Source organism: Serratia sp. Ser99 (assembly GCF_024519545.1).
Lineage (GTDB): Bacteria > Pseudomonadota > Gammaproteobacteria > Enterobacterales > Enterobacteriaceae > Serratia > Serratia liquefaciens.
In genome coordinates this window covers 14,610-33,564 of the sequence record NZ_JALJRT010000017.1, presented here as the reverse complement: position 1 = coordinate 33,564, position 18,955 = coordinate 14,610, and the positions used below count along the sequence as shown (strand labels likewise).

At 54.0% G+C, this 18,955-nt stretch carries 15 protein-coding genes; 14 read left to right on the top strand and 1 reads right to left on the bottom strand.

Going from position 1 to position 18,955, the window contains the following annotated elements; translation table 11 throughout:
* The first annotated feature begins 30 nt into the window (after positions 1–30).
* The 10 genes from bamA (at position 31) to NR114_RS22865 (ending at position 14,072) form a co-directional block, all read left to right on the top strand.
* The gene (gene bamA / locus NR114_RS22910) at positions 31–2,436 is read left to right on the top strand and encodes an outer membrane protein assembly factor BamA (protein WP_020828358.1); all 2,406 of its coding nucleotides are present in this window, start codon (positions 31–33) and stop codon (positions 2,434–2,436) included.
* A 158-nt stretch (positions 2,437–2,594) separates the two neighbouring features.
* Positions 2,595–3,092: a molecular chaperone Skp gene (gene skp / locus NR114_RS22905; protein ID WP_020828357.1), complete on the top strand. Its 498-nt coding sequence runs from the start codon at positions 2,595–2,597 to the stop codon at positions 3,090–3,092.
* A gap of 4 nt (positions 3,093–3,096) precedes the next feature.
* Positions 3,097–4,119 carry a UDP-3-O-(3-hydroxymyristoyl)glucosamine N-acyltransferase gene (lpxD, locus tag NR114_RS22900; protein ID WP_044553121.1) on the top strand — a complete coding sequence of 341 codons (1,023 nt, stop codon included), beginning with the start codon at positions 3,097–3,099 and terminating at the stop codon, positions 4,117–4,119.
* A gap of 160 nt (positions 4,120–4,279) precedes the next feature.
* Positions 4,280–4,735 (top strand): 3-hydroxyacyl-ACP dehydratase FabZ, encoded by a 456-nt coding sequence (fabZ, locus tag NR114_RS22895; RefSeq protein ID WP_017893789.1) that lies wholly within the window; start codon positions 4,280–4,282, stop codon positions 4,733–4,735.
* Positions 4,736–4,738: 3 nt separating this feature from the next.
* Positions 4,739–5,527 (top strand): acyl-ACP--UDP-N-acetylglucosamine O-acyltransferase, encoded by a 789-nt coding sequence (gene lpxA / locus NR114_RS22890; RefSeq protein ID WP_020828355.1) that lies wholly within the window; start codon positions 4,739–4,741, stop codon positions 5,525–5,527.
* A 3-nt stretch (positions 5,528–5,530) separates the two neighbouring features.
* Positions 5,531–6,679, top strand: a complete 1,149-nt coding sequence (gene lpxB, locus NR114_RS22885; RefSeq protein ID WP_020828354.1) for a lipid-A-disaccharide synthase — start codon at positions 5,531–5,533, stop codon at positions 6,677–6,679.
* Positions 6,676–7,269, top strand: coding sequence for a ribonuclease HII (gene rnhB, locus NR114_RS22880; protein ID WP_256814522.1), 594 nt, complete (start codon positions 6,676–6,678; stop codon positions 7,267–7,269). Before lpxB ends, rnhB begins: the two co-directional genes overlap by 4 nt.
* Before the next feature lie 86 nt (positions 7,270–7,355).
* The gene (gene dnaE / locus NR114_RS22875; protein WP_020828352.1) at positions 7,356–10,844 is read left to right on the top strand and encodes a DNA polymerase III subunit alpha; all 3,489 of its coding nucleotides are present in this window, start codon (positions 7,356–7,358) and stop codon (positions 10,842–10,844) included.
* Positions 10,845–10,856: 12 nt separating this feature from the next.
* Positions 10,857–11,816, top strand: a complete 960-nt coding sequence (gene accA, locus NR114_RS22870; protein ID WP_020828351.1) for an acetyl-CoA carboxylase carboxyl transferase subunit alpha — start codon at positions 10,857–10,859, stop codon at positions 11,814–11,816.
* A gap of 111 nt (positions 11,817–11,927) precedes the next feature.
* A complete protein-coding gene (locus NR114_RS22865; RefSeq protein ID WP_234530272.1) occupies positions 11,928–14,072 on the top strand; it encodes a lysine decarboxylase LdcC in 2,145 nt (714 codons plus the stop codon).
* Here the strand turns inward: NR114_RS22865 and NR114_RS22860 are convergent.
* Positions 14,069–14,614 (bottom strand): MarR family winged helix-turn-helix transcriptional regulator, encoded by a 546-nt coding sequence (locus NR114_RS22860; protein WP_081667737.1) that lies wholly within the window; start codon positions 14,612–14,614, stop codon positions 14,069–14,071. The genes NR114_RS22865 and NR114_RS22860 overlap by 4 nt on opposite strands.
* Before the next feature lie 149 nt (positions 14,615–14,763).
* Between NR114_RS22860 and NR114_RS22855 the strand changes: the two genes are divergently transcribed.
* The 4 genes from NR114_RS22855 to cadB all read left to right on the top strand — a co-directional run bounded on the left by NR114_RS22855 (position 14,764) and on the right by cadB (position 18,871).
* The gene (locus NR114_RS22855) at positions 14,764–14,997 is read left to right on the top strand and encodes a glutaredoxin domain-containing protein (RefSeq protein ID WP_129941008.1); all 234 of its coding nucleotides are present in this window, start codon (positions 14,764–14,766) and stop codon (positions 14,995–14,997) included.
* A 123-nt stretch (positions 14,998–15,120) separates the two neighbouring features.
* Positions 15,121–15,510 carry a VOC family protein gene (locus NR114_RS22850; protein ID WP_020828347.1) on the top strand — a complete coding sequence of 130 codons (390 nt, stop codon included), beginning with the start codon at positions 15,121–15,123 and terminating at the stop codon, positions 15,508–15,510.
* Positions 15,511–15,599: 89 nt separating this feature from the next.
* Entirely contained in the window at positions 15,600–17,156 is a 1,557-nt protein-coding gene (gene cadC, locus NR114_RS22845) for a lysine decarboxylation/transport transcriptional activator CadC (RefSeq protein ID WP_256814521.1), read from the top strand.
* Positions 17,157–17,521: 365 nt separating this feature from the next.
* Complete coding sequence (gene cadB / locus NR114_RS22840) at positions 17,522–18,871, top strand: cadaverine/lysine antiporter (protein ID WP_020828345.1); 1,350 nt, start codon at positions 17,522–17,524, stop codon at positions 18,869–18,871.
* Positions 18,872–18,955: the final 84 nt, after the last annotated feature.

Here is an 18,955-nt window from a genome sequence, read left to right as displayed (position 1 = left end):
GGGATAGGTTAGGAAGAACGCATAACAACGATGGCGATGAAAAAGTTGCTCATAGCGTCGCTGCTGTTTGGCAGCGCCACCGTATACGGTGCAGACGGGTTCGTAGTGAAAGATATTCATTTCGAAGGCCTGCAGCGAGTCGCCGTCGGTGCGGCGTTACTCAACATGCCGGTTCGCGTAGGCGATACCGTCTCTGACGATGATATCAGTAATACCATCCGTGCCTTGTTTGCCACTGGCAACTTCGAGGACGTTCGCGTGCTGCGCGATGGTAATACGCTGATTGTTCAGGTTAAGGAACGCCCTACCATTGCCAGCATCACTTTCTCCGGCAACAAGTCGGTGAAGGATGACATGCTCAAGCAAAACCTGGAGGCCTCTGGCGTTCGGGTTGGCGAAGCGCTTGACCGCACCACGATATCCAGCATTGAAAAAGGGCTGGAAGACTTCTATTACAGCGTCGGTAAATACAGCGCTTCGGTGAAAGCCGTTGTCACGCCGTTGCCGCGTAACCGTGTCGACCTGAAACTGGTGTTCACGGAAGGGGTTTCCGCCAAGATTCAACAAATCAACATTGTCGGCAACCATGCCTTCACTAACGATGAGCTGATTTCACGCTTCCAACTGCGTGATGAAGTGCCGTGGTGGAACCTGGTTGGCGATCGCAAATACCAGAAACAAAAGCTGGCGGGTGACCTTGAAACCCTGCGCAGTTTCTATCTGGACCGCGGCTACGCGCGCTTTAATATCGATTCGACTCAGGTCAGCCTGACGCCGGACAAAAAAGGCATCTACATCACCATCAACATCACTGAAGGCGAGCAGTACAAGCTCACCGGCGTGATGGTGAACGGCAATCTGGCCGGTCACTCGGCGGAAGTCGCGCAACTGACCAAGATTGAACCGGGTGAGCTGTATAACGGCAGCAAAGTGACCAAAATGGAAGACAACATCAAAACGATGTTGGGCCGTTACGGTTATGCCTACCCGCGCGTTTCTACACAGCCTGAAATTAACGATGCGGATAAAACCGTGAAGCTGCACGTAAACATTGATGCGGGTAACCGTTTCTATGTGCGTCGCATCAAGTTCGAAGGCAACGACACCAGTAAAGACTCCGTACTGCGCCGTGAAATGCGTCAGATGGAAGGTGCGTGGCTGGGCAACGCTCAGGTCGAGCAGGGTAAAGAACGTCTGAACCGTTTGGGTTATTTTGAAACGGTAGATGTGGAAACCCAGCGCGTGCCTGGCACTGCGGATCAGGTAGATGTCACTTACAAAGTGAAAGAGCGTAACACCGGTACCTTCAACTTCGGCGTCGGCTACGGCACCGAGAGCGGCGTGAGCTTCCAGGCGGGGGTCCAGCAGGACAACTGGCTGGGTACTGGCTATTCCGTCGGTATCAGCGGCACCAAAAACGACTACCAGACTTACACCGAACTGTCGGTAACCAACCCGTACTTCACCGTTGACGGTGTGAGTTTGGGTGGGCGTATCTTCTACAACGACTTTAAAGCGGATGACGCGGACCTGTCCGACTATACCAACAAGAGTTACGGCATAGACGGTACCTTGGGCTTCCCGATCAACGAAAACAACTCGTTGCGTACCGGTTTGGGTTACGTACATAACGGCCTGTCTAACATGCAGCCGCAGGTTGCCATGTGGCGTTATCTGGACTCCATGGGTCTGGATCCGAATAAGACTGACCGTGCCAGCTACTCTGCGGATGACTTCACGCTGAACCTGGGTTGGACCTACAACAACCTGGACCGTGGTTATTTCCCAACGTCGGGTAACCGTACTACCCTGAATGGTAAAGTGACCATTCCAGGGTCGGATAACGAATACTACAAACTGACGCTGGACAGTGTGCAATACGTCCCAATCAACGACGATCGCACCTGGGTGCTGTTGGGTCGTGGTCGTCTGGGTTATGCAGATGGTCTGGGCGGCAAGGAAATGCCGTTCTACGAGAACTTCTACGCCGGCGGCTCCAGCACCGTGCGTGGTTTCGGTTCGAACACCATCGGTCCAAAAGCAGCGTACTACAATTCCAACTCGTATAGCTGCAGCAACGGCACGCCGATTTGTAATTCGGACGATGCGGTTGGTGGTAACGCCATGGCTGTCGCCAGTATGGAACTGATTACGCCGACGCCATTCATCAGCGAGAAATACGCTAACTCAGTGCGTACTTCCTTGTTCATGGACGCGGGTACCGTATGGGATACCAACTGGAAGAACTCTTCCGAAACCAGCATGTACGATATTCCGGACTACAGTAAAGCGAGCAATATCCGCGTTTCTGCCGGTATCGCTTTGCAATGGATGTCACCTCTGGGGCCATTGGTGTTCTCTTATGCCAACCCGATCAAGAAATACGAAGGCGACAAATCCGAACAGTTCCAATTTAACATTGGCAAGACCTGGTAACAGGTCCCGCTTCTGGGCATAAGCAGTTATTAAGAATCGCAAATGCCAGGCGCCCGTTAAAACACAGAGATGATTCTCATTGTTTTGCGGGATAAGTCTGGCAGATTGTGTACTTCAAGTGTCATATGGCACAAATGGGTGATGGTAAGGAGTTTATAGTGAAAAAGTGGTTGTGTGCCGCAGGCCTCGGTTTAGCAATGGCTGCTTCAGCTGGCGTTCAGGCAGCAGATAAGATCGCTGTAGTTAACGTCTCCAGCATTTTCCAACAGTTGCCGGCTCGTGAAACCGTAGCTAAACAGCTGGAAAACGAGTTCAAAGGCCGTGCGGGTGAGCTTCAGAACATGGAGCGTAGCCTTCAGACCAAAATGCAACGTCTGCAGCGTGATGGCGCTACCATGAAAGCCAGCGATCGCAGCAAGCTTGAAAAAGACGTAATGGCACAGCGCGAGCAGTTCTCTCAGAAAGCCCAGGCTTTTGAGCAGGACAACCGTCGCCGCCAGATGGAAGAGCGTAACAAAATCCTGAGCCGTATTCAGGACGCTGTGAAATCTGTTGCCAGCAAAGAAGGCTATGACGTAGTGATCGATGCTAACGCCGTTGCCTACGCAGGTTCTTCTAAAGACATTACTGCTGACGTGCTGAAACAGGTTAAATAACAACATGCCTTCTATTCGACTGGCTGATTTAGCGCAGCAGTTGGATGCACAATTGCACGGTGATGGCGATCTCGTCATCACCGGCATTGCTTCTATGCATTCGGCACAGGCTGGCCAAATCACGTTTTTGTCAAACAGCCGCTATCAAGAGCAGCTGGCTTCCTGCCAGGCAAGCGCAGTCGTGCTTACCGAGGCGGATTTACCACACTGCCGTTCTGCGGCGCTGGTGGTTAAAAACCCTTACCTGACCTACGCGCGCATGGCGCAACTGATGGACACCACTCCCTCTCCGGCCCAGGATATCGCCCCTAGCGCGGTTATTTCCCCTGAAGCCACCTTGGGGCAGAACGTGGCTATCGGAGCAAATGCGGTGATCGAGTCGGGCGCAGTCCTTGGCGATAACGTGGTTATCGGTCCGGGCTGTTTTATCGGCAAACGTGCACGCATTGGCGCAGGAACGCGTCTGTGGGCTAACGTAACGATTTATCATGAAGTCGAGATCGGTCAGCACTGTCTGATCCAATCGGGCACCGTGATTGGTGCTGATGGTTTCGGCTATGCCAACGAACGCGGCAACTGGATTAAAATTCCTCAGTTGGGCACGGTGATTATCGGCGATCGCGTCGAAATCGGCGCTTGCACCACCATTGACCGCGGCGCGTTGGATAACACCCAGATCGGGAATGGTGTTATCATCGACAACCAATGCCAGATTGCACATAACGTTGTGATTGGCGACAATACTGCCGTTGCCGGCGGTGTTATCATGGCGGGCAGCCTGAAAATCGGCCGCTACTGCCAGATCGGTGGAGCCAGCGTGATCAATGGTCACATGGAGATCGCCGACAAGGTTGTTGTCACCGGAATGGGAATGGTTATGCGACCAATCACCGAACCTGGGGTATACTCTTCGGGCATTCCGTTACAACCCAACAAAGTTTGGCGTAAAACCGCTGCGTTGGTGATGAATATCGATGAGATTAGCAAGCGCTTAAAAGCTGTCGAACGAAAAGTCGGAAAAGACTAATCACTACCGCCCGCCTGACTGGGTACAAAACGAAACGCGTTGGTCATGAGACCAAAAGCGCAAAGAGTTGTTAATTTGCGGCCTGCATGATGATCTCCTTTTGGGGTCAGCGCAGGCCGTGTTGTTGATGCCATCAGTTTTTAGAGACAGGAAGAGTATTTTGACTACTGACACTCATACTCTGGATATTGCAGAAATTTTAGAGTTGCTTCCTCACCGTTACCCGTTCTTGCTGGTTGATCGCGTCCTCGAGTTTGAGGAGCACAAATTCCTGCGTGCGGTGAAGAACGTATCTGTAAATGAGCCGTTTTTCCAGGGACACTTCCCTGGTAAGCCGATTTTTCCAGGCGTATTGATTCTGGAAGCCATGGCGCAGGCCACAGGTATTCTGGCGTTTAAAAGCGTCGGCAAACTGGAACCGGGCGAGCTGTATTACTTCGCCGGTATCGATGAAGCCCGCTTCAAACGCCCGGTCGTGCCTGGTGATCAGATGATCATGGAAGTCACCTTTGAGAAAACACGTCGTGGTCTGACGCGCTTTAAAGGCGTGGCAACCGTCGACGGCAAAATTGTCTGCGAAGCAACCATGATGTGTGCGCGCAGCCGGGAGGCTTAATCCGTGATCGACAAAACCGCCTTTATCCATCCTAGCGCGATTATTGAAGAAGGTGCCGTTATCGGCGCTGGTGCGCACATCGGTCCCTTCTGTTACGTCGGCTCCCAGGTGGAAATCGGCGAAGGCACGGTACTGAAGTCCCACATTGTGGTGAATGGCCTGACCAAAATCGGTCGCGACAACCAGATCTATCAATTTGCCTCTATTGGTGAAGTGAATCAGGATCTGAAATACGCGGGCGAACCTACGCGTGTCGAGATTGGCGATCGCAATCGCATTCGCGAAAGCGTGACCATTCATCGCGGCACAGCGCAGGGCACAGGGTTGACCAAGGTAGGTAATGACAACCTGCTGATGGTTAACGTACACGTTGCGCACGACTGTGTGGTGGGTAATTCCTGTATCTTGGCGAACAATGCTACGCTTGCCGGGCATGTGGAAATTGACGACCATGCCATTATTGGCGGCATGACGGCTATCCACCAGTTCTGCATCATCGGCACCCACGTGATGGTGGGCGGTTGTTCCGGTGTTGCCCAAGACGTGCCTCCTTTTGTCATCGCGCAGGGTAACCACGCCACGCCATTCGGCGTTAACGCCGTGGGCCTGAAGCGTCGTGGTTTCGATAAAGATCAAATGCAGGCAATCCGTAACGCCTACAAGATCCTTTATCGCAGCGAGAAAACGCTGGATGAAGCGAAAACAGAAATCGAAACCCTGGCAAAAGAGCAGCCGGTGGTGCAGCAGTTCCTGGATTTCTTTGGCCGCTCAACCCGCGGTATCATTCGCTGACCTATGCAAAATCGCCCATTGACTATCGGATTGGTCGCCGGAGAAACCTCCGGTGATATTCTTGGCGCCGGTTTGATCCGTGCGCTTAAGGCGCAAGTCCCCGACGTGCGTTTTGTTGGCGTCGCCGGCCCGCTGATGCAGGCTGAAGGCTGTGAAACCTGGTACGAAATGGAAGAGCTGGCGGTAATGGGCGTGGTGGAGGTGCTTGAGCGCCTGCCACGCCTGTTAAAGATCCGTAAGGATCTTACCCGCCGGTTCAGCGATCTGAAGCCGGACGTGTTTGTGGGTATCGACGCGCCGGACTTCAATATCACCCTGGAAGGCCGTCTGAAACAACACGGCATTCGCACCATTCACTATGTCAGCCCGTCCGTCTGGGCCTGGCGTCAAAAGCGCGTTTTCAAAATTGGCAAAGCCACCGATCTGGTGCTGGCGTTTCTCCCTTTCGAAAAAGCGTTTTACGATCGTTTTAACGTTCCCTGCCGGTTTATCGGCCACACCATGGCTGATGCCATGCCGCTGCAGGCGGACAAATTGGCTGCGCGCGCTACGCTTGGCATCGCACCCGATGCGCGTTGTCTGGCCCTGTTGCCGGGCAGCCGAAGCGCAGAAGTTGAGATGCTGAGCGCCGATTTCCTGAAAACGGCGCAGTTGCTGCGTACCCGTTATCCCGACCTTGAGCTGGTGGTGCCGCTGGTTAACGCCAAACGACGCGAACAGTTCGAGCGGATCAAAGCTGAAGTGGCGCCAGAGCTACGTGTCCATCTGCTGAACGGCCAAGGGCGTGAGGCGATGGTTGCCAGCGACGCGGCATTACTGGCTTCAGGTACCGCCGCACTGGAGTGCATGCTGGCCAAATGTCCGATGGTGGTGGGTTACCGCATGAAACCGTTCACCTTCTGGCTGGCGCAGCGGTTAGTGAAGACGCCGTATGTTTCGCTGCCTAATCTGTTGGCAGGCCGTGAAATCGTCACCGAACTGCTGCAGCATGACTGCGTGCCGGACAAGCTGGCGGCAGCGGTAATGCCGCTGCTGGAAGACGGCCCGCAAACTGACGAACTGAAACAGACTTTCCTGACCTTGCACCAAAGCATCCGTTGCGGTGCCGATGAACAGGCCGCTCAGGCTGTGTTGGAGCTGGCAAAAGCATGATTGAACCCTTCATCTATCCTGTCGCCACGCTAATTGCAGGCGTGGACGAAGTGGGCCGTGGCCCTTTGGTTGGCGCAGTGGTTACCGCTGCGGTGATCCTCGATCCCGCACGGCCGATCGTTGGCCTGGCGGACTCGAAGAAGCTCAGTGAGAAGCGCCGCCTGGCGCTGTATGACGAGATCGTCGAGAAAGCGCTGTCCTGGAGTCTGGGCCGCGCTGAGCCAAAAGAAATCGACCAACTGAACATTCTGCATGCCACTATGCTGGCGATGCAGCGTGCTGTGGCCGGTTTGCATATCGCGCCGGACATGGTATTGATCGACGGTAATCGCTGCCCTAAATTGCCGATGCGTTCGCAGGCGGTCGTGAAGGGAGACAGTCGCGTGGCGGAAATCAGCGCGGCATCCATTCTGGCTAAGGTAACGCGTGACCGCGAAATGGCCGAGTTGGATCTTGTGTTCCCCGATTACGGTTTTGCGCAGCATAAGGGCTACCCGACCGCCTTCCATCTGGAGCGGCTGGCCGCTCTGGGTGCGACCGAGCATCACCGCCGCAGTTTTGCCCCGGTAAGAAGGGCGCTGGGGCTGTAATCTGCAGGCCTGGTTATCCGGGCCAGACAAGCGATAGCGTTAACCCGGGTTCAGTCCGCTGAGCCCCTAGATTCAGGTATCTGGATATGGCCGAACCTCGTTTTATTCACCTGCGCGTTCATAGCGACTACTCCATGATAGATGGATTGGCCAAGATTGGGCCGTTGGTGAAGAGAGCCGCCGCGTTAGCCATGCCTGCTTTGGCAATTACCGACTTTACCAACCTGTGTGGTCTGGTGAAGTTTTATGGCAGCGCGCACGGCGCCGGGATCAAACCGATCATCGGCGCGGATTTTCATGTGCAAAGCGAAGTGCTGGGCGATGAGCTGGCGCAGCTCACCGTGCTGGCCGCCAATAATGAAGGTTACCAAAACCTGACGTTGCTGATTTCCCGCGCTTATCAGCGTGGTTACGGTGCCGCCGGTCCGACTATTGATCGGGACTGGTTGATTGAGCACCGTGAAGGGCTGATTTTGCTCTCTGGCGCGCGCCAGGGGGACGTCGGCAAGTTTCTGCTGCGCGGCAACCAGCCGCAGGTGGAGCAGTGCCTGGAGTTCTATCAGCAATACTTCCCTGACAGCTATTACCTCGAACTGATCCGTACCGGTCGGCCGGACGAAGAAAACTATCTGCACGCCGCAGTGGCGCTGGCCACTGAACGCGGATTGCCGGTGGTGGCCACTAACGACGTGCGCTTTCTGGTCGAGGATGATTTTGACGCCCACGAAATCCGCGTCGCCATTCATGATGGCTTCACGCTGGACGATCCCAAGCGCCCACGTAACTATACGGCGCAGCAATACATGCGTAACGAAGACGAGATGTGCGAGCTGTTTGCCGACATCCCGGAAGCGTTGCTCAACAGCGTAGAGATCGCCAAACGTTGTAACGTGACTATTCGCCTCGGCGAGTACTTCCTGCCGCAGTTCCCGACCGGTGATATGAGCACCGAGGACTTCCTGATCCTCAAGTCGAAGGAAGGGCTGGAAGATCGCCTGGAGTTCCTGTTCCCAGACCCAGAGGTGCGTGCTCAACGCCGCCCTGAATACGATGAACGTCTGGATATTGAACTGAACGTGATCAACCAGATGGGCTTCCCAGGCTACTTCCTGATCGTGATGGAGTTCATCCAGTGGTCGAAGGATAACAACGTGCCGGTTGGCCCGGGGCGTGGTTCCGGTGCCGGTTCTTTAGTAGCCTATGCACTGAAAATCACAGATCTTGACCCGTTGGAATTTGACCTGCTGTTTGAACGCTTCCTTAACCCGGAACGTGTTTCGATGCCCGACTTCGACGTCGATTTCTGCATGGAAAAACGCGATCTGGTGATTGAGCACGTGGCGGATATGTACGGCCGTGAGGCGGTATCGCAAATCATCACCTTCGGTACCATGGCGGCTAAAGCGGTTATTCGCGACGTGGGTCGCGTGCTGGGCCACCCCTATGGCTTCGTCGACCGCATCTCCAAACTGGTGCCGCCCGATCCGGGCATGACGCTGGAAAAAGCCTTTGCTGCCGAACCCCAACTGCCGGAAATTTACGAGGCCGATGAGGAAGTCAAAGCGCTGATCGACATGGCGCGCAAGCTGGAAGGTGTCACACGTAACGCCGGTAAACACGCCGGGGGCGTGGTGATCGCGCCGACTAAAATCACCGACTTCGCGCCGTTGTATTGTGACGCCGAGGGGCAGCATCCTGTTACCCAGTTCGACAAGAACGACGTGGAATACGCCGGGCTGGTGAAGTTCGACTTCCTCGGCTTGCGTACCCTGACTATCATCGACTGGGCGTTGGAAATGATTAACGCCCGGCGCGCCAAAACCGGGCTGGAGCCGATTGATATCGCCGCCATCCCGCTCGAAGACAAAAAAAGCTTCGACATGCTGCAGCGTTCGGAGACCACCGCGGTCTTCCAGCTTGAATCGCGCGGCATGAAGGATTTGATCAAACGTCTGAAGCCCGACTGTTTCGAAGACATGATCGCATTGGTGGCGCTGTTCCGCCCTGGTCCTCTGCAGTCAGGCATGGTAGATAACTTTATCGACCGCAAGCACGGCCGCGAAGAAATTTCCTACCCGGATATCCAGTGGCAGCATGAGTCGCTCAAGCCGGTGCTGGAGCCGACCTACGGCATTATCCTGTATCAAGAACAGGTTATGCAGATTGCCCAGGTACTGGCCGGGTATTCGCTGGGCGGCGCGGACATGCTGCGCCGTGCGATGGGTAAAAAGAACCCGGTTGAAATGGCCAAGCAGCGTGGCGGTTTCGAGGATGGGGCAAAAGCACGAGGCATCGACGGCGAACTGTCGGTAAAAATCTTCGATCTGGTGGAGAAATTCGCCGGTTATGGCTTCAACAAGTCTCACTCCGCCGCCTATGCGTTGGTGTCCTACCAGACGCTGTGGCTGAAGGCACACTACCCGGCCGAGTTTATGGCGGCGGTAATGACCGCCGATATGGACAACACCGATAAGGTGGTGGGGCTGGTGGATGAGTGCTGGCGTATGGGGCTGAAAATCCTGCCGCCGGACATCAACAGCGGCCAGTACCATTTCCACGTTAACGATGAAGGCGAGATCGTTTACGGTATCGGCGCCATCAAAGGCGTCGGGGAAGGGCCGATTGAAGCCATTCTGGAGGCGCGTAACAGCGGTGAACAGGGCTACTTTAAAGACCTGTTCGATCTGTGCGCGCGCTCTGACATCAAAAAAATTAACCGCCGCATTCTGGAAAAGCTGATCATGTCCGGGGCGTTCGACCGCCTTGGGCCACACCGCGCCGCATTGATGAACTCTTTGCCCGATGCGTTAAAAGCGGCAGATCAGCATGCCAAAGCCGAAGCGATCGGCCAGGTGGACATGTTTGGCGTACTGGCGGAAGCGCCGGAGCAAGTGGAGCAATCCTACGCCAACGTGCCCCGCTGGCAGGAGCAGGTGGTGCTGGACGGTGAACGGGAAACGTTGGGGTTGTACCTCACCGGCCACCCAATCACCCAGTACCTGAAGGAGATCGAACGCTACGCCGGTGGCCAGCGTTTGAAAGATATGCACCCGACGGATCGGGGAAAAATGACCACCGCCGTTGGGCTGGTGATCGCCTCGCGGGTTATGGTCACCAAGCGCGGTAACCGCATCGGGATCTGTACTCTGGATGACCGCTCTGGCCGTCTGGAGGTGATGTTATTCACCGATGCGTTAGAAAAATACCAGCATTTATTGGAAAAAGACCGTATCCTGATCGCCAGTGGACAGGTCAGCTTTGATGACTTTAGCGGCGGGCTTAAAATGACCGCCCGCGAGCTAATGGATATCAGTGAAGCCCGTGAAAAATACGCTCGCGGACTTGCTATCTCGCTGACGGACAGGCAAATTGATGACCAGCTTTTGAACCGTCTCCGTCAGTCTTTGGAACCCCATCGCTCGGGGACGATTCCAGTGCATCTTTACTATCAACGGGAAGATGCGCGGGCCAAGCTGCGTTTTGGCGCAACCTGGCGCGTGACGCCCACCGACCGCTTATTGATAGATTTGCGGACTTTGGTAGGTAATGAGCAGGTGGAACTGGAATTTGACTAAAATAGGAATGCTATGAGTCTGAATTTTCTTGATTTTGAACAGCCGATTGCAGAGCTGGAAGCGAAAATTGACTCGCTGACTGCAGTCAGCCGTCAAGACGAAAAATTAGATATTAATCTGGACGAAGAGGTTCAGCGCCTTCGTGAAAAGAGCGTTGAGCTGACGCGCAAGATTTTTTCCGATCTTGGGGCCTGGCAAGTTGCCCAATTGGCACGCCACCCGCGCCGTCCTTATACCCTGGATTATATCAAACACATCTTTACCGACTTCGAAGAGCTGGCGGGTGATCGCACCTATGCCGATGACAAAGCGATTGTCGGTGGCATTGCGCGCCTGGATGGCCGTCCGGTGATGATCATCGGGCATCAGAAAGGCCGCGAGACCAAAGAGAAAATCCGCCGTAACTTCGGCATGCCGGCACCAGAAGGCTATCGCAAAGCGCTGCGCCTGATGGAAATGGCTTCTCGCTTCAAGATGCCGCTGATCACTTTCATCGACACCCCTGGGGCCTACCCGGGCGTGGGCGCGGAAGAGCGTGGCCAGTCAGAAGCGATTGCCCATAACCTGCGTGAAATGTCTCGCCTGAAAATTCCGGTGATCTGTACGGTGATCGGCGAAGGCGGTTCCGGTGGCGCATTGGCCATTGGCGTGGGCGACAAAGTGAACATGCTGCAGTACAGCACCTATTCGGTGATCTCACCGGAAGGTTGTGCTTCCATTCTGTGGAAAAGCGCCGACAAAGCGCCGATTGCCGCAGAAGCCATGGGCATTACCGCACCGCGCCTGAAAGAGCTGAAGCTGATCGACTCGGTGATCCCGGAACCGCTGGGCTCTGCTCACCGCGATGTGCCGGCGATGGCGGAAGCGCTGAAAGCGCAGCTGCTGGCCGATCTGAAAGATCTCGACGGCCTGAACACCGAAGAGCTGCTTAACCGCCGCTACCAGCGCCTGATGAACTACGGCTATTGCTGAGTGCTGTCACGCGTTGCAAGAAACCGCCTTCGGGCGGTTTTTTTTTGTCTACACACCGCAGTATTTTCATGTTGTTATAGAGGTTTGGTGGTTAACTGACAGGAGCAGCCGATGAATATCATCGCGATCATGAGCCCAGCGGGCGTTTACTATAAAGACGAGCCGATCCGCGAGCTTCACACCGCACTGGCTGCGATGAACTTCCAACTGGTGTATCCCAAAAACAGCGGCGATTTGTTGAAGCTGATCGAAGCTAACGCACGCATTTGCGGCGTGATTTTCGACTGGGACGACTACAGCCTGGAGTTGTGCAGCGAGATCAACGAGCTCAACGAGTATCTGCCGCTGTATGCGTTTATCAACACGCATTCCACCTTCGACGTTAGCCTGCATGAAATGCGTATGGTGCTGTATTTCTTCGAGTACGGACTGAATGCGGCAGATGATATTGCGCAGCGCATCCAGCAATATACCGCCGAATACATCGATACTATTACACCGCCGCTGACCAAAGCACTGTTCAACTACGTGCATGAAGGGAAATACACCTTCTGTACTCCCGGCCATATGGCCGGTACGGCCTTTCAGAAGAGCCCGGTCGGTTGCCTGTTTTACGATTTTTTCGGTGCCAATACCCTGAAAGCCGACGTGTCGATTTCGGTCACCGAGCTGGGCTCGCTGCTGGATCACACTGGCCCTCACCTGGAGGCAGAAGAGTATATTGCGCGTACCTTTAACGCCGAGCAAAGTTATCTGGTGACCAACGGCACCTCTACCGCCAATAAAATTGTTGGCATGTATTCGGCACCGACCGGCAGCACGGTATTGATCGACCGCAACTGCCATAAGTCCCTGTGCCACCTGCTGATGATGAGCGATATCGTGCCGATTTATTTGCGCCCGCTGCGCAATGCCTACGGGATTCTTGGCGGGATCCCACAGCGTGAATTCACCCATGACAGCATTGCCGCTCGGGTGGCTGACACGGCCAACGCCAGTTGGCCAGTCCATGCGGTGATCACTAACTCGACCTACGATGGCCTGCTGTACAACACCGACTACATCAAGCAGACGCTGGACGTCCCATCAATTCATTTTGATTCCGCCTGGGTGCCCTATACCAATTTCCATCCGATTTATGACGGCAAGAGCGGCATGAGCGGTGAACGTATACCCGGTAAAGTTTTCTACGAAACCCAGTCGACTCATAAACTGCTGGCGGCGTTTTCACAGGCCTCGATGATCCACATTAAGGGTGACTATGACGAAAGTACCTTTAACGAGGCCTATATGATGCACACCACCACTTCGCCGAATTACGGCATCGTGGCGTCGATGGAGACCGCGGCGGCGATGCTGCGTGGTAATCCGGGGCGCAGGTTGATTAACCGCTCGGTGGAGCGTGCGCTGCATTTCCGTCGTGAGGTGCAGCGTTTGCGGGAAGAAAGCGATAGCTGGTTCTTCGATATCTGGCAGCCGGAAGAGATTGACGAGGCGCAGTGCTGGCCGCTAAACCCGGATGACAACTGGCACGGCTTTGGCAATACCGACCGCGATCACATGTATCTCGATCCTATCAAGGTCACCATCCTGACGCCGGGGATGAATGAGCTTGGCGCTCTGGAAGATAGCGGCATACCGGCAGCGCTGGTGGCGAAATACCTGGACGAACGCGGTATCGTGGTGGAGAAAACCGGCCCTTATAATCTGCTGTTCCTGTTCAGTATCGGCATTGATAAGACCAAGGCGATGAGCCTGCTGCGTGGCCTGACCGACTTTAAACGCGCTTACGATCTCAATCTGCGAGTGAAGAACATGCTGCCGGACCTGTTTGCCGAGGATCCAGATTTCTACCGTAATATGCGTATTCAGGATCTGGCCGCCGGGATCCACAGCTTGATCTGTCGGCACGATCTGCCGGGTTTGATGCAGCGGGCTTTTGATGTGTTGCCAGAAATGAAGCTGACGCCACACCAAATGTTCCAGCAGCAGGTGCGTGGCAACGTGGAAACCTGCGAGTTGGATCAACTGGTCGGCAAAGTCGCGGCGAACATGATCCTGCCTTATCCGCCAGGGGTTCCGCTGGTGATGCCGGGGGAGATGATCACCGAAGAGAGCCGAGCAGTGCTCGATTTCTTGCTGATGTTGTGTTCTATCGGCGAGCGCTATCCGGGGTTTGAAACCGATATCCACGGCGCGAAGCTGACCGAAGACGGGCGTTATCTGGTGAAAGTACTCAAAGCACCGCAGCCTTAAGCAAACTCACGGCAGATCAGGTTCACGCTGCTGGTCGGCAGCGGTTCCTGCGTCAGGCCGCAAAATGGCTGCCCGTCATGCCGCTGGTGATAGCGGCATTGATGACATTCGCCGAACAGGGCCACATTATCATCCTGTTTTTGCAACTGACGCAGCAACTGCGTCAGTAATTCCAGCAACTGTCCGCCGTCCTGCTGCATGGCATCCTGCGCTTGCTGTAAATAGGCCGGCGGGAATAGGGCATCCATCAACAAGCGCGATTTGTCGGTCAGCTTTAACCTGACGCTGCGACGGTCCTTCTCGTCTGCCGTACGGGCGATCATCCCGTTACTTTCCAACTTTTTCAGCGATTGCGACACCGTACCCTTGGTCAGGCCGAGATATTCCGCCACCGCCATCGGCGTATTGGAGTAATGGTTGCAGCGTGCCAGGTAATACAAGGCGCTCAGCTGCACCGGCGGCAGGCTTTCCAGCTCTTCATGACTCCGCAGCCAGCTGCGTTGCAGGCTATTCAGTCGTTCCAGTAAATCAAACAGTGTCAACATGGGATCCTCGCTAGTGTGGCAAAATAGTATCGATTAAAAACTATATTGACAAGGCATGGTGGAGGATTTATTGTGCTGTTGGTTTCGAGTCGAAACTAAATGGGTGCGCAGTTCACCCACAACAGTCAGAACCAAGGAGAATTATCATGACTAAGGCCGTTTTCTATCATGCCGGTTGCCCGGTTTGCGTGAGCGCAGAGCAGCAGTTGTTGGGCCTGTTGAGCCAGGATGTGCAGGTGGACGTGGTTCATCTGGGCGAAACGCCGGCGCGTATCGCCGAAGCCGAAAAAGCCGGGGTGCAGAGCGTCCCTGCATTGGTGGTGGGTGGGCAGGTGCTGCACATCAACTACGGTGCGGCATTGGCGGATCTTAAAGCCTGATCGACCTATTGCATTGCCGATAGCTCAATAACAGCCCCGTCTTATCCAGCGGGGCTTTTTGCCGTTGACGATACCGCCGCTGCCGGATACCTTGCCTCATCAGACAGACAATGAGGCATCACAATGTTGGCATTACGTCAGGTACACCACATCGCAGTTATAGGCTCAGATTATGCAGCCAGTAAGCATTTTTACTGCGATATTCTGGGATTCACCCTATTAGGCGAGTTTTACCGTGCGGAGCGCGATTCATGGAAAGCGGATTTGGCGCTCAACGGTCAATACACCATCGAACTGTTTTCCTTCCCGTCACCGCCGGCCCGCGTCAGTCGCCCGGAAGCCTGCGGCTTGCGTCATTTGGCGTTCAGCGTCGACGACATCGAGCAGGCCATCCAGCATTTGCAGAATGCTGGGGTAGTTTGCGAACCGGTGCGTATCGATCCTTACACCCAGTCACGTTTCACTTTTTTCAGCGATCCGGATGGGTTACCTCTAGAATTATATGAGCTATGAATGCTTAATCGGGACCAGGCGGCGCAGGCGGCACCCGCATATGCTATCATCCCGCGCTTGCCGCACGCCCCTTTTGAGTTATGTTCACTATGCAAGAGCCTGTTTTTCGCGTTGGAGAATGGTTAGTTACTCCCGCAGACAACAAAATAAGCCGTGACGGGCGCCAACAGACGTTGGAGCCTCGCCTGATCGATATGTTGCAATATTTCGCCCGGCATCCGGATGTGGTGCTGAGCCGAGATGAGCTGATCGATAATGTATGGAAACGCAACATCGTCACCAATCATGTGGTGACCCAGAGTATTTCCGAGCTGCGCAAATACCTCAAAGACGGCGACACCAATAGCCCGGAATACATTATCACCGTACCCAAACGCGGCTATAAGCTGGCTGCACCGGTCATGTGGTGTGAAGGGGACGATGTGGTAACGCCTGCGGTGCCGCAGGTTGCGGTGATCATGCATGAGCCGGAAGATGGCAGCGACGGCAGCGAAGAAGACGAGGTAGCCTACGAGCCGCCCAAACCAACCAAGACAAAAACGCCGTCGGTCACCTCAACCACCCCTTTTTATCGCCAATCAACATTCTGGGTGTGGCTGGCATTTCTTGCTGCGTTGAGCGCCTGTGTGGTGTTTGTTGCCATCGCGACCTTGTCGCAGCGCATACCGGAATCCACCATGCCGGTGCTGATGAACCCGCGTGATATCGACATCCGTATTCAGGGCGGTAACAGTTGCAGCAACTGGACGCCGCAGCTCTCTTATGTAGTTGGCCTGAGTGAAGTGGTGACGGACTCGCTGAATACTTACTCGACCTTCCTGGTGCATGATCAGACCAATTACAACTACACCGGACCCAGCAGTTCGGGTAAGTCTCTGACCATTGAGTTCGTCAATCAGCGCCATTATCGCGCTCAGCAGTGTTTCCTGTCGGTGCGTCTGGTGAACAACGCGGACAGTTCCATCATGTTGGATAAGCGTTACTTTGTGACCGATGACAACCAGCTAAAAATTCAGGAAGATTTCCTCAGCAGTCTGTCTACTGCTCTTAAGCAGCCCTGGCCGCCGCAGTTGCAGCAGCGCCTGACCCAGCTTTTGCCGAATTCCGGCCCGGCATTGCAACAGTATTATCAGGCGCACCAACTCTTGATTCAGGGGGATAACGACTCACTGACCCATGCGAGTAATATGCTGGCGGATATGATAAAAATTACGCCGAATTTTATTTATCTCTCTGCAGAAAAAGCGCTGGCCGATTTATTGCGTAACTCTTATCAACCCTTTGACGGCGTACAATTGGCGCAATTGCAGGCTGAAATCGCTCGTTTGAATACGCTGCCGACGTTAAAAGACAGCCCGATTATTCAGCAAATTCATACGATACAAGCGCTGGGGCAGGGGAATACCGATGAGGCCCACCAGGCAATTGACAAGGGCATTGAGTTACAGATGTCCTGGATGAATTATGTATTGCTGGGTAAGGTTTATGAAATGCAGGGCTATAACCATCTGGCAGCTGATTCCTATATCACCGCCTTTAATCTTCGTCCTGGAGAAAATACGCTGCATTGGATCAGTAATGCCGTATTTCACACCTCAATTAACGCCGTCGTTCCCTATCTCAATAACTATACTCAAGGCGAATAACCTTCGATAACACCGCTGACTCAATATCTTGAGTGGCGGTGTTATTTATTGTGCCGATTTTGTTAAATTAAATAAATGTATCGGTTGGTGATTTATTCTCTGTTGTTCACGTTTGTAGGTGAAAAATAACACACTTATCATGCTGTTTTTTAATGATATTTATCTTTTCTTGATGCCGTGTTTAGCTCTTTATTTGTTAATAGAAAACCTCAAGTTATCATTTGTATGATCATGACCGTAATATCACTTTATCTTTAGGACTTTACTGACGCCATTCTTTAGCATCCTGACCATCAAGTCCGGTCATTAGCAAAACTGCATAACGACCTGGACTTATAAGAAATCAAAATCAGGAGAAACTGACCATGGCTTCATCCAAGAAAATCGGGCTTATTGCCTGCACCGGTGTTGTTGCCGGTAATATGATGGGGAGCGGTATTGCCTTATTACCCGCGAACCTGGCAAGTCTCGGATCTATCGCTATTTGGGGATGGGTAATATCCATTATTGGTGCGATGTCGCTGGCCTATGTATATGCTCGCCTGGCCACCAAAAATCCTCAACAGGGCGGTCCCATTGCCTACGCGGGTGAAATTTCCCCGGCGTTTGGTTTCCAAACTGGTGTGCTTTATTACCATGCGAACTGGATCGGTAATTTGGCCATCGGCATCACCGCGGTTTCTTATCTTTCTACCTTCTTCCCTGCACTGAATAATCCGGTACCGGCGGGTATTGCCTGTATTGCTATTGTTTGGGTGTTTACCTTTATTAACCTGCTGGGCGGTTCATGGGTCAGTCGTTTGACGACTATGGGCCTGGTATTGGTGCTGATCCCGGTGATTGTGACTGCGACTGCAGGCTGGCATTGGTTCGACGCCGCAACCTATCAGGCTAACTGGAATACTTCCGGTACCACTGATTTCCATGCCGTAATCAAAAGTATCCTGCTGTGCCTGTGGGCGTTTATCGGCGTGGAATCTGCCGCAGTAAGCACCGGCATGGTGAAAAACCCGAAACGTACCGTACCGCTGGCAACCATGCTGGGGACTGCGCTGGCTGGGATCATCTACGTTGCAGCAACTCAGGTCATCAGCGGTATGTATCCTGCGTCTGAGATGGCGGCTTCCGGTGCACCGTTCGCTATCAGCGCCTCTACCATCATGGGTGGCTGGGCTGCGCCAATGGTTTCTGCCTTCACCGCCTTTGCCTGCCTCACTTCACTTGGTTCCTGGATGATGCTGGTTGGTCAAGCTGGGGTACGTGCCGCCAACGACGGTAACTTCCCGAAAGTTTATGGTGAAGTCGATAAAAACGGCGTGCCGAAAAAAGGCCTGCTGCTGGCAAGCTGCAAAATGACTGCGCTGATGGTGCTGATTACGGCCATGAGCTCCGGCGGCGGTAAAGCTTCCGACCTGTTCGGCATGTTGACCGGTATCGCGGTACTGCTGACCATGCTGCCTTACTTCTACTCCTGCGTAGATCTGATCCGCTTCGAAGGTGTCAATATCCGTAACCTGCTGAGCCTGATTGCCTCGGTGCTGGGTTGTGGCTTCTGCTTCATCGCACTGATGGGTGCCGACTCGTTCGAACTGTCCGGTACCTTCATCATCAGCCTGATCATCCTGATGTTCTACGCCCGCAAAATGAATACCCGTCAGACCGCCAAAGCCAACGGTGTAGCCCTCGACGGCAACACGACGGCCAAAGCGCACTAAGCACGTACTGACCCACTTCTTAATTTAGCCCCTTGCAGTAATTGTCACTCGTGATGGCAAGGGGCTCGCTTTACCTGGAGAAAT

Coding starts and splice junctions, on each gene's coding strand:
- accA (WP_020828351.1), top strand. CDS start 10,857: ATGAGTCTGAATTTTCTTGATTTTGAACAGCCGATTGCAGAGCTGGAA.
- NR114_RS22855 (WP_129941008.1), top strand. CDS start 14,764: ATGACTAAGGCCGTTTTCTATCATGCCGGTTGCCCGGTTTGCGTGAGC.
- cadB (WP_020828345.1), top strand. CDS start 17,522: ATGGCTTCATCCAAGAAAATCGGGCTTATTGCCTGCACCGGTGTTGTT.
- cadC (WP_256814521.1), top strand. CDS start 15,600: ATGCAAGAGCCTGTTTTTCGCGTTGGAGAATGGTTAGTTACTCCCGCA.
- NR114_RS22865 (WP_234530272.1), top strand. CDS start 11,928: ATGAATATCATCGCGATCATGAGCCCAGCGGGCGTTTACTATAAAGAC.
- lpxB (WP_020828354.1), top strand. CDS start 5,531: ATGCAAAATCGCCCATTGACTATCGGATTGGTCGCCGGAGAAACCTCC.
- dnaE (WP_020828352.1), top strand. CDS start 7,356: ATGGCCGAACCTCGTTTTATTCACCTGCGCGTTCATAGCGACTACTCC.
- NR114_RS22850 (WP_020828347.1), top strand. CDS start 15,121: ATGTTGGCATTACGTCAGGTACACCACATCGCAGTTATAGGCTCAGAT.
- lpxD (WP_044553121.1), top strand. CDS start 3,097: ATGCCTTCTATTCGACTGGCTGATTTAGCGCAGCAGTTGGATGCACAA.
- bamA (WP_020828358.1), top strand. CDS start 31: ATGGCGATGAAAAAGTTGCTCATAGCGTCGCTGCTGTTTGGCAGCGCC.
- rnhB (WP_256814522.1), top strand. CDS start 6,676: ATGATTGAACCCTTCATCTATCCTGTCGCCACGCTAATTGCAGGCGTG.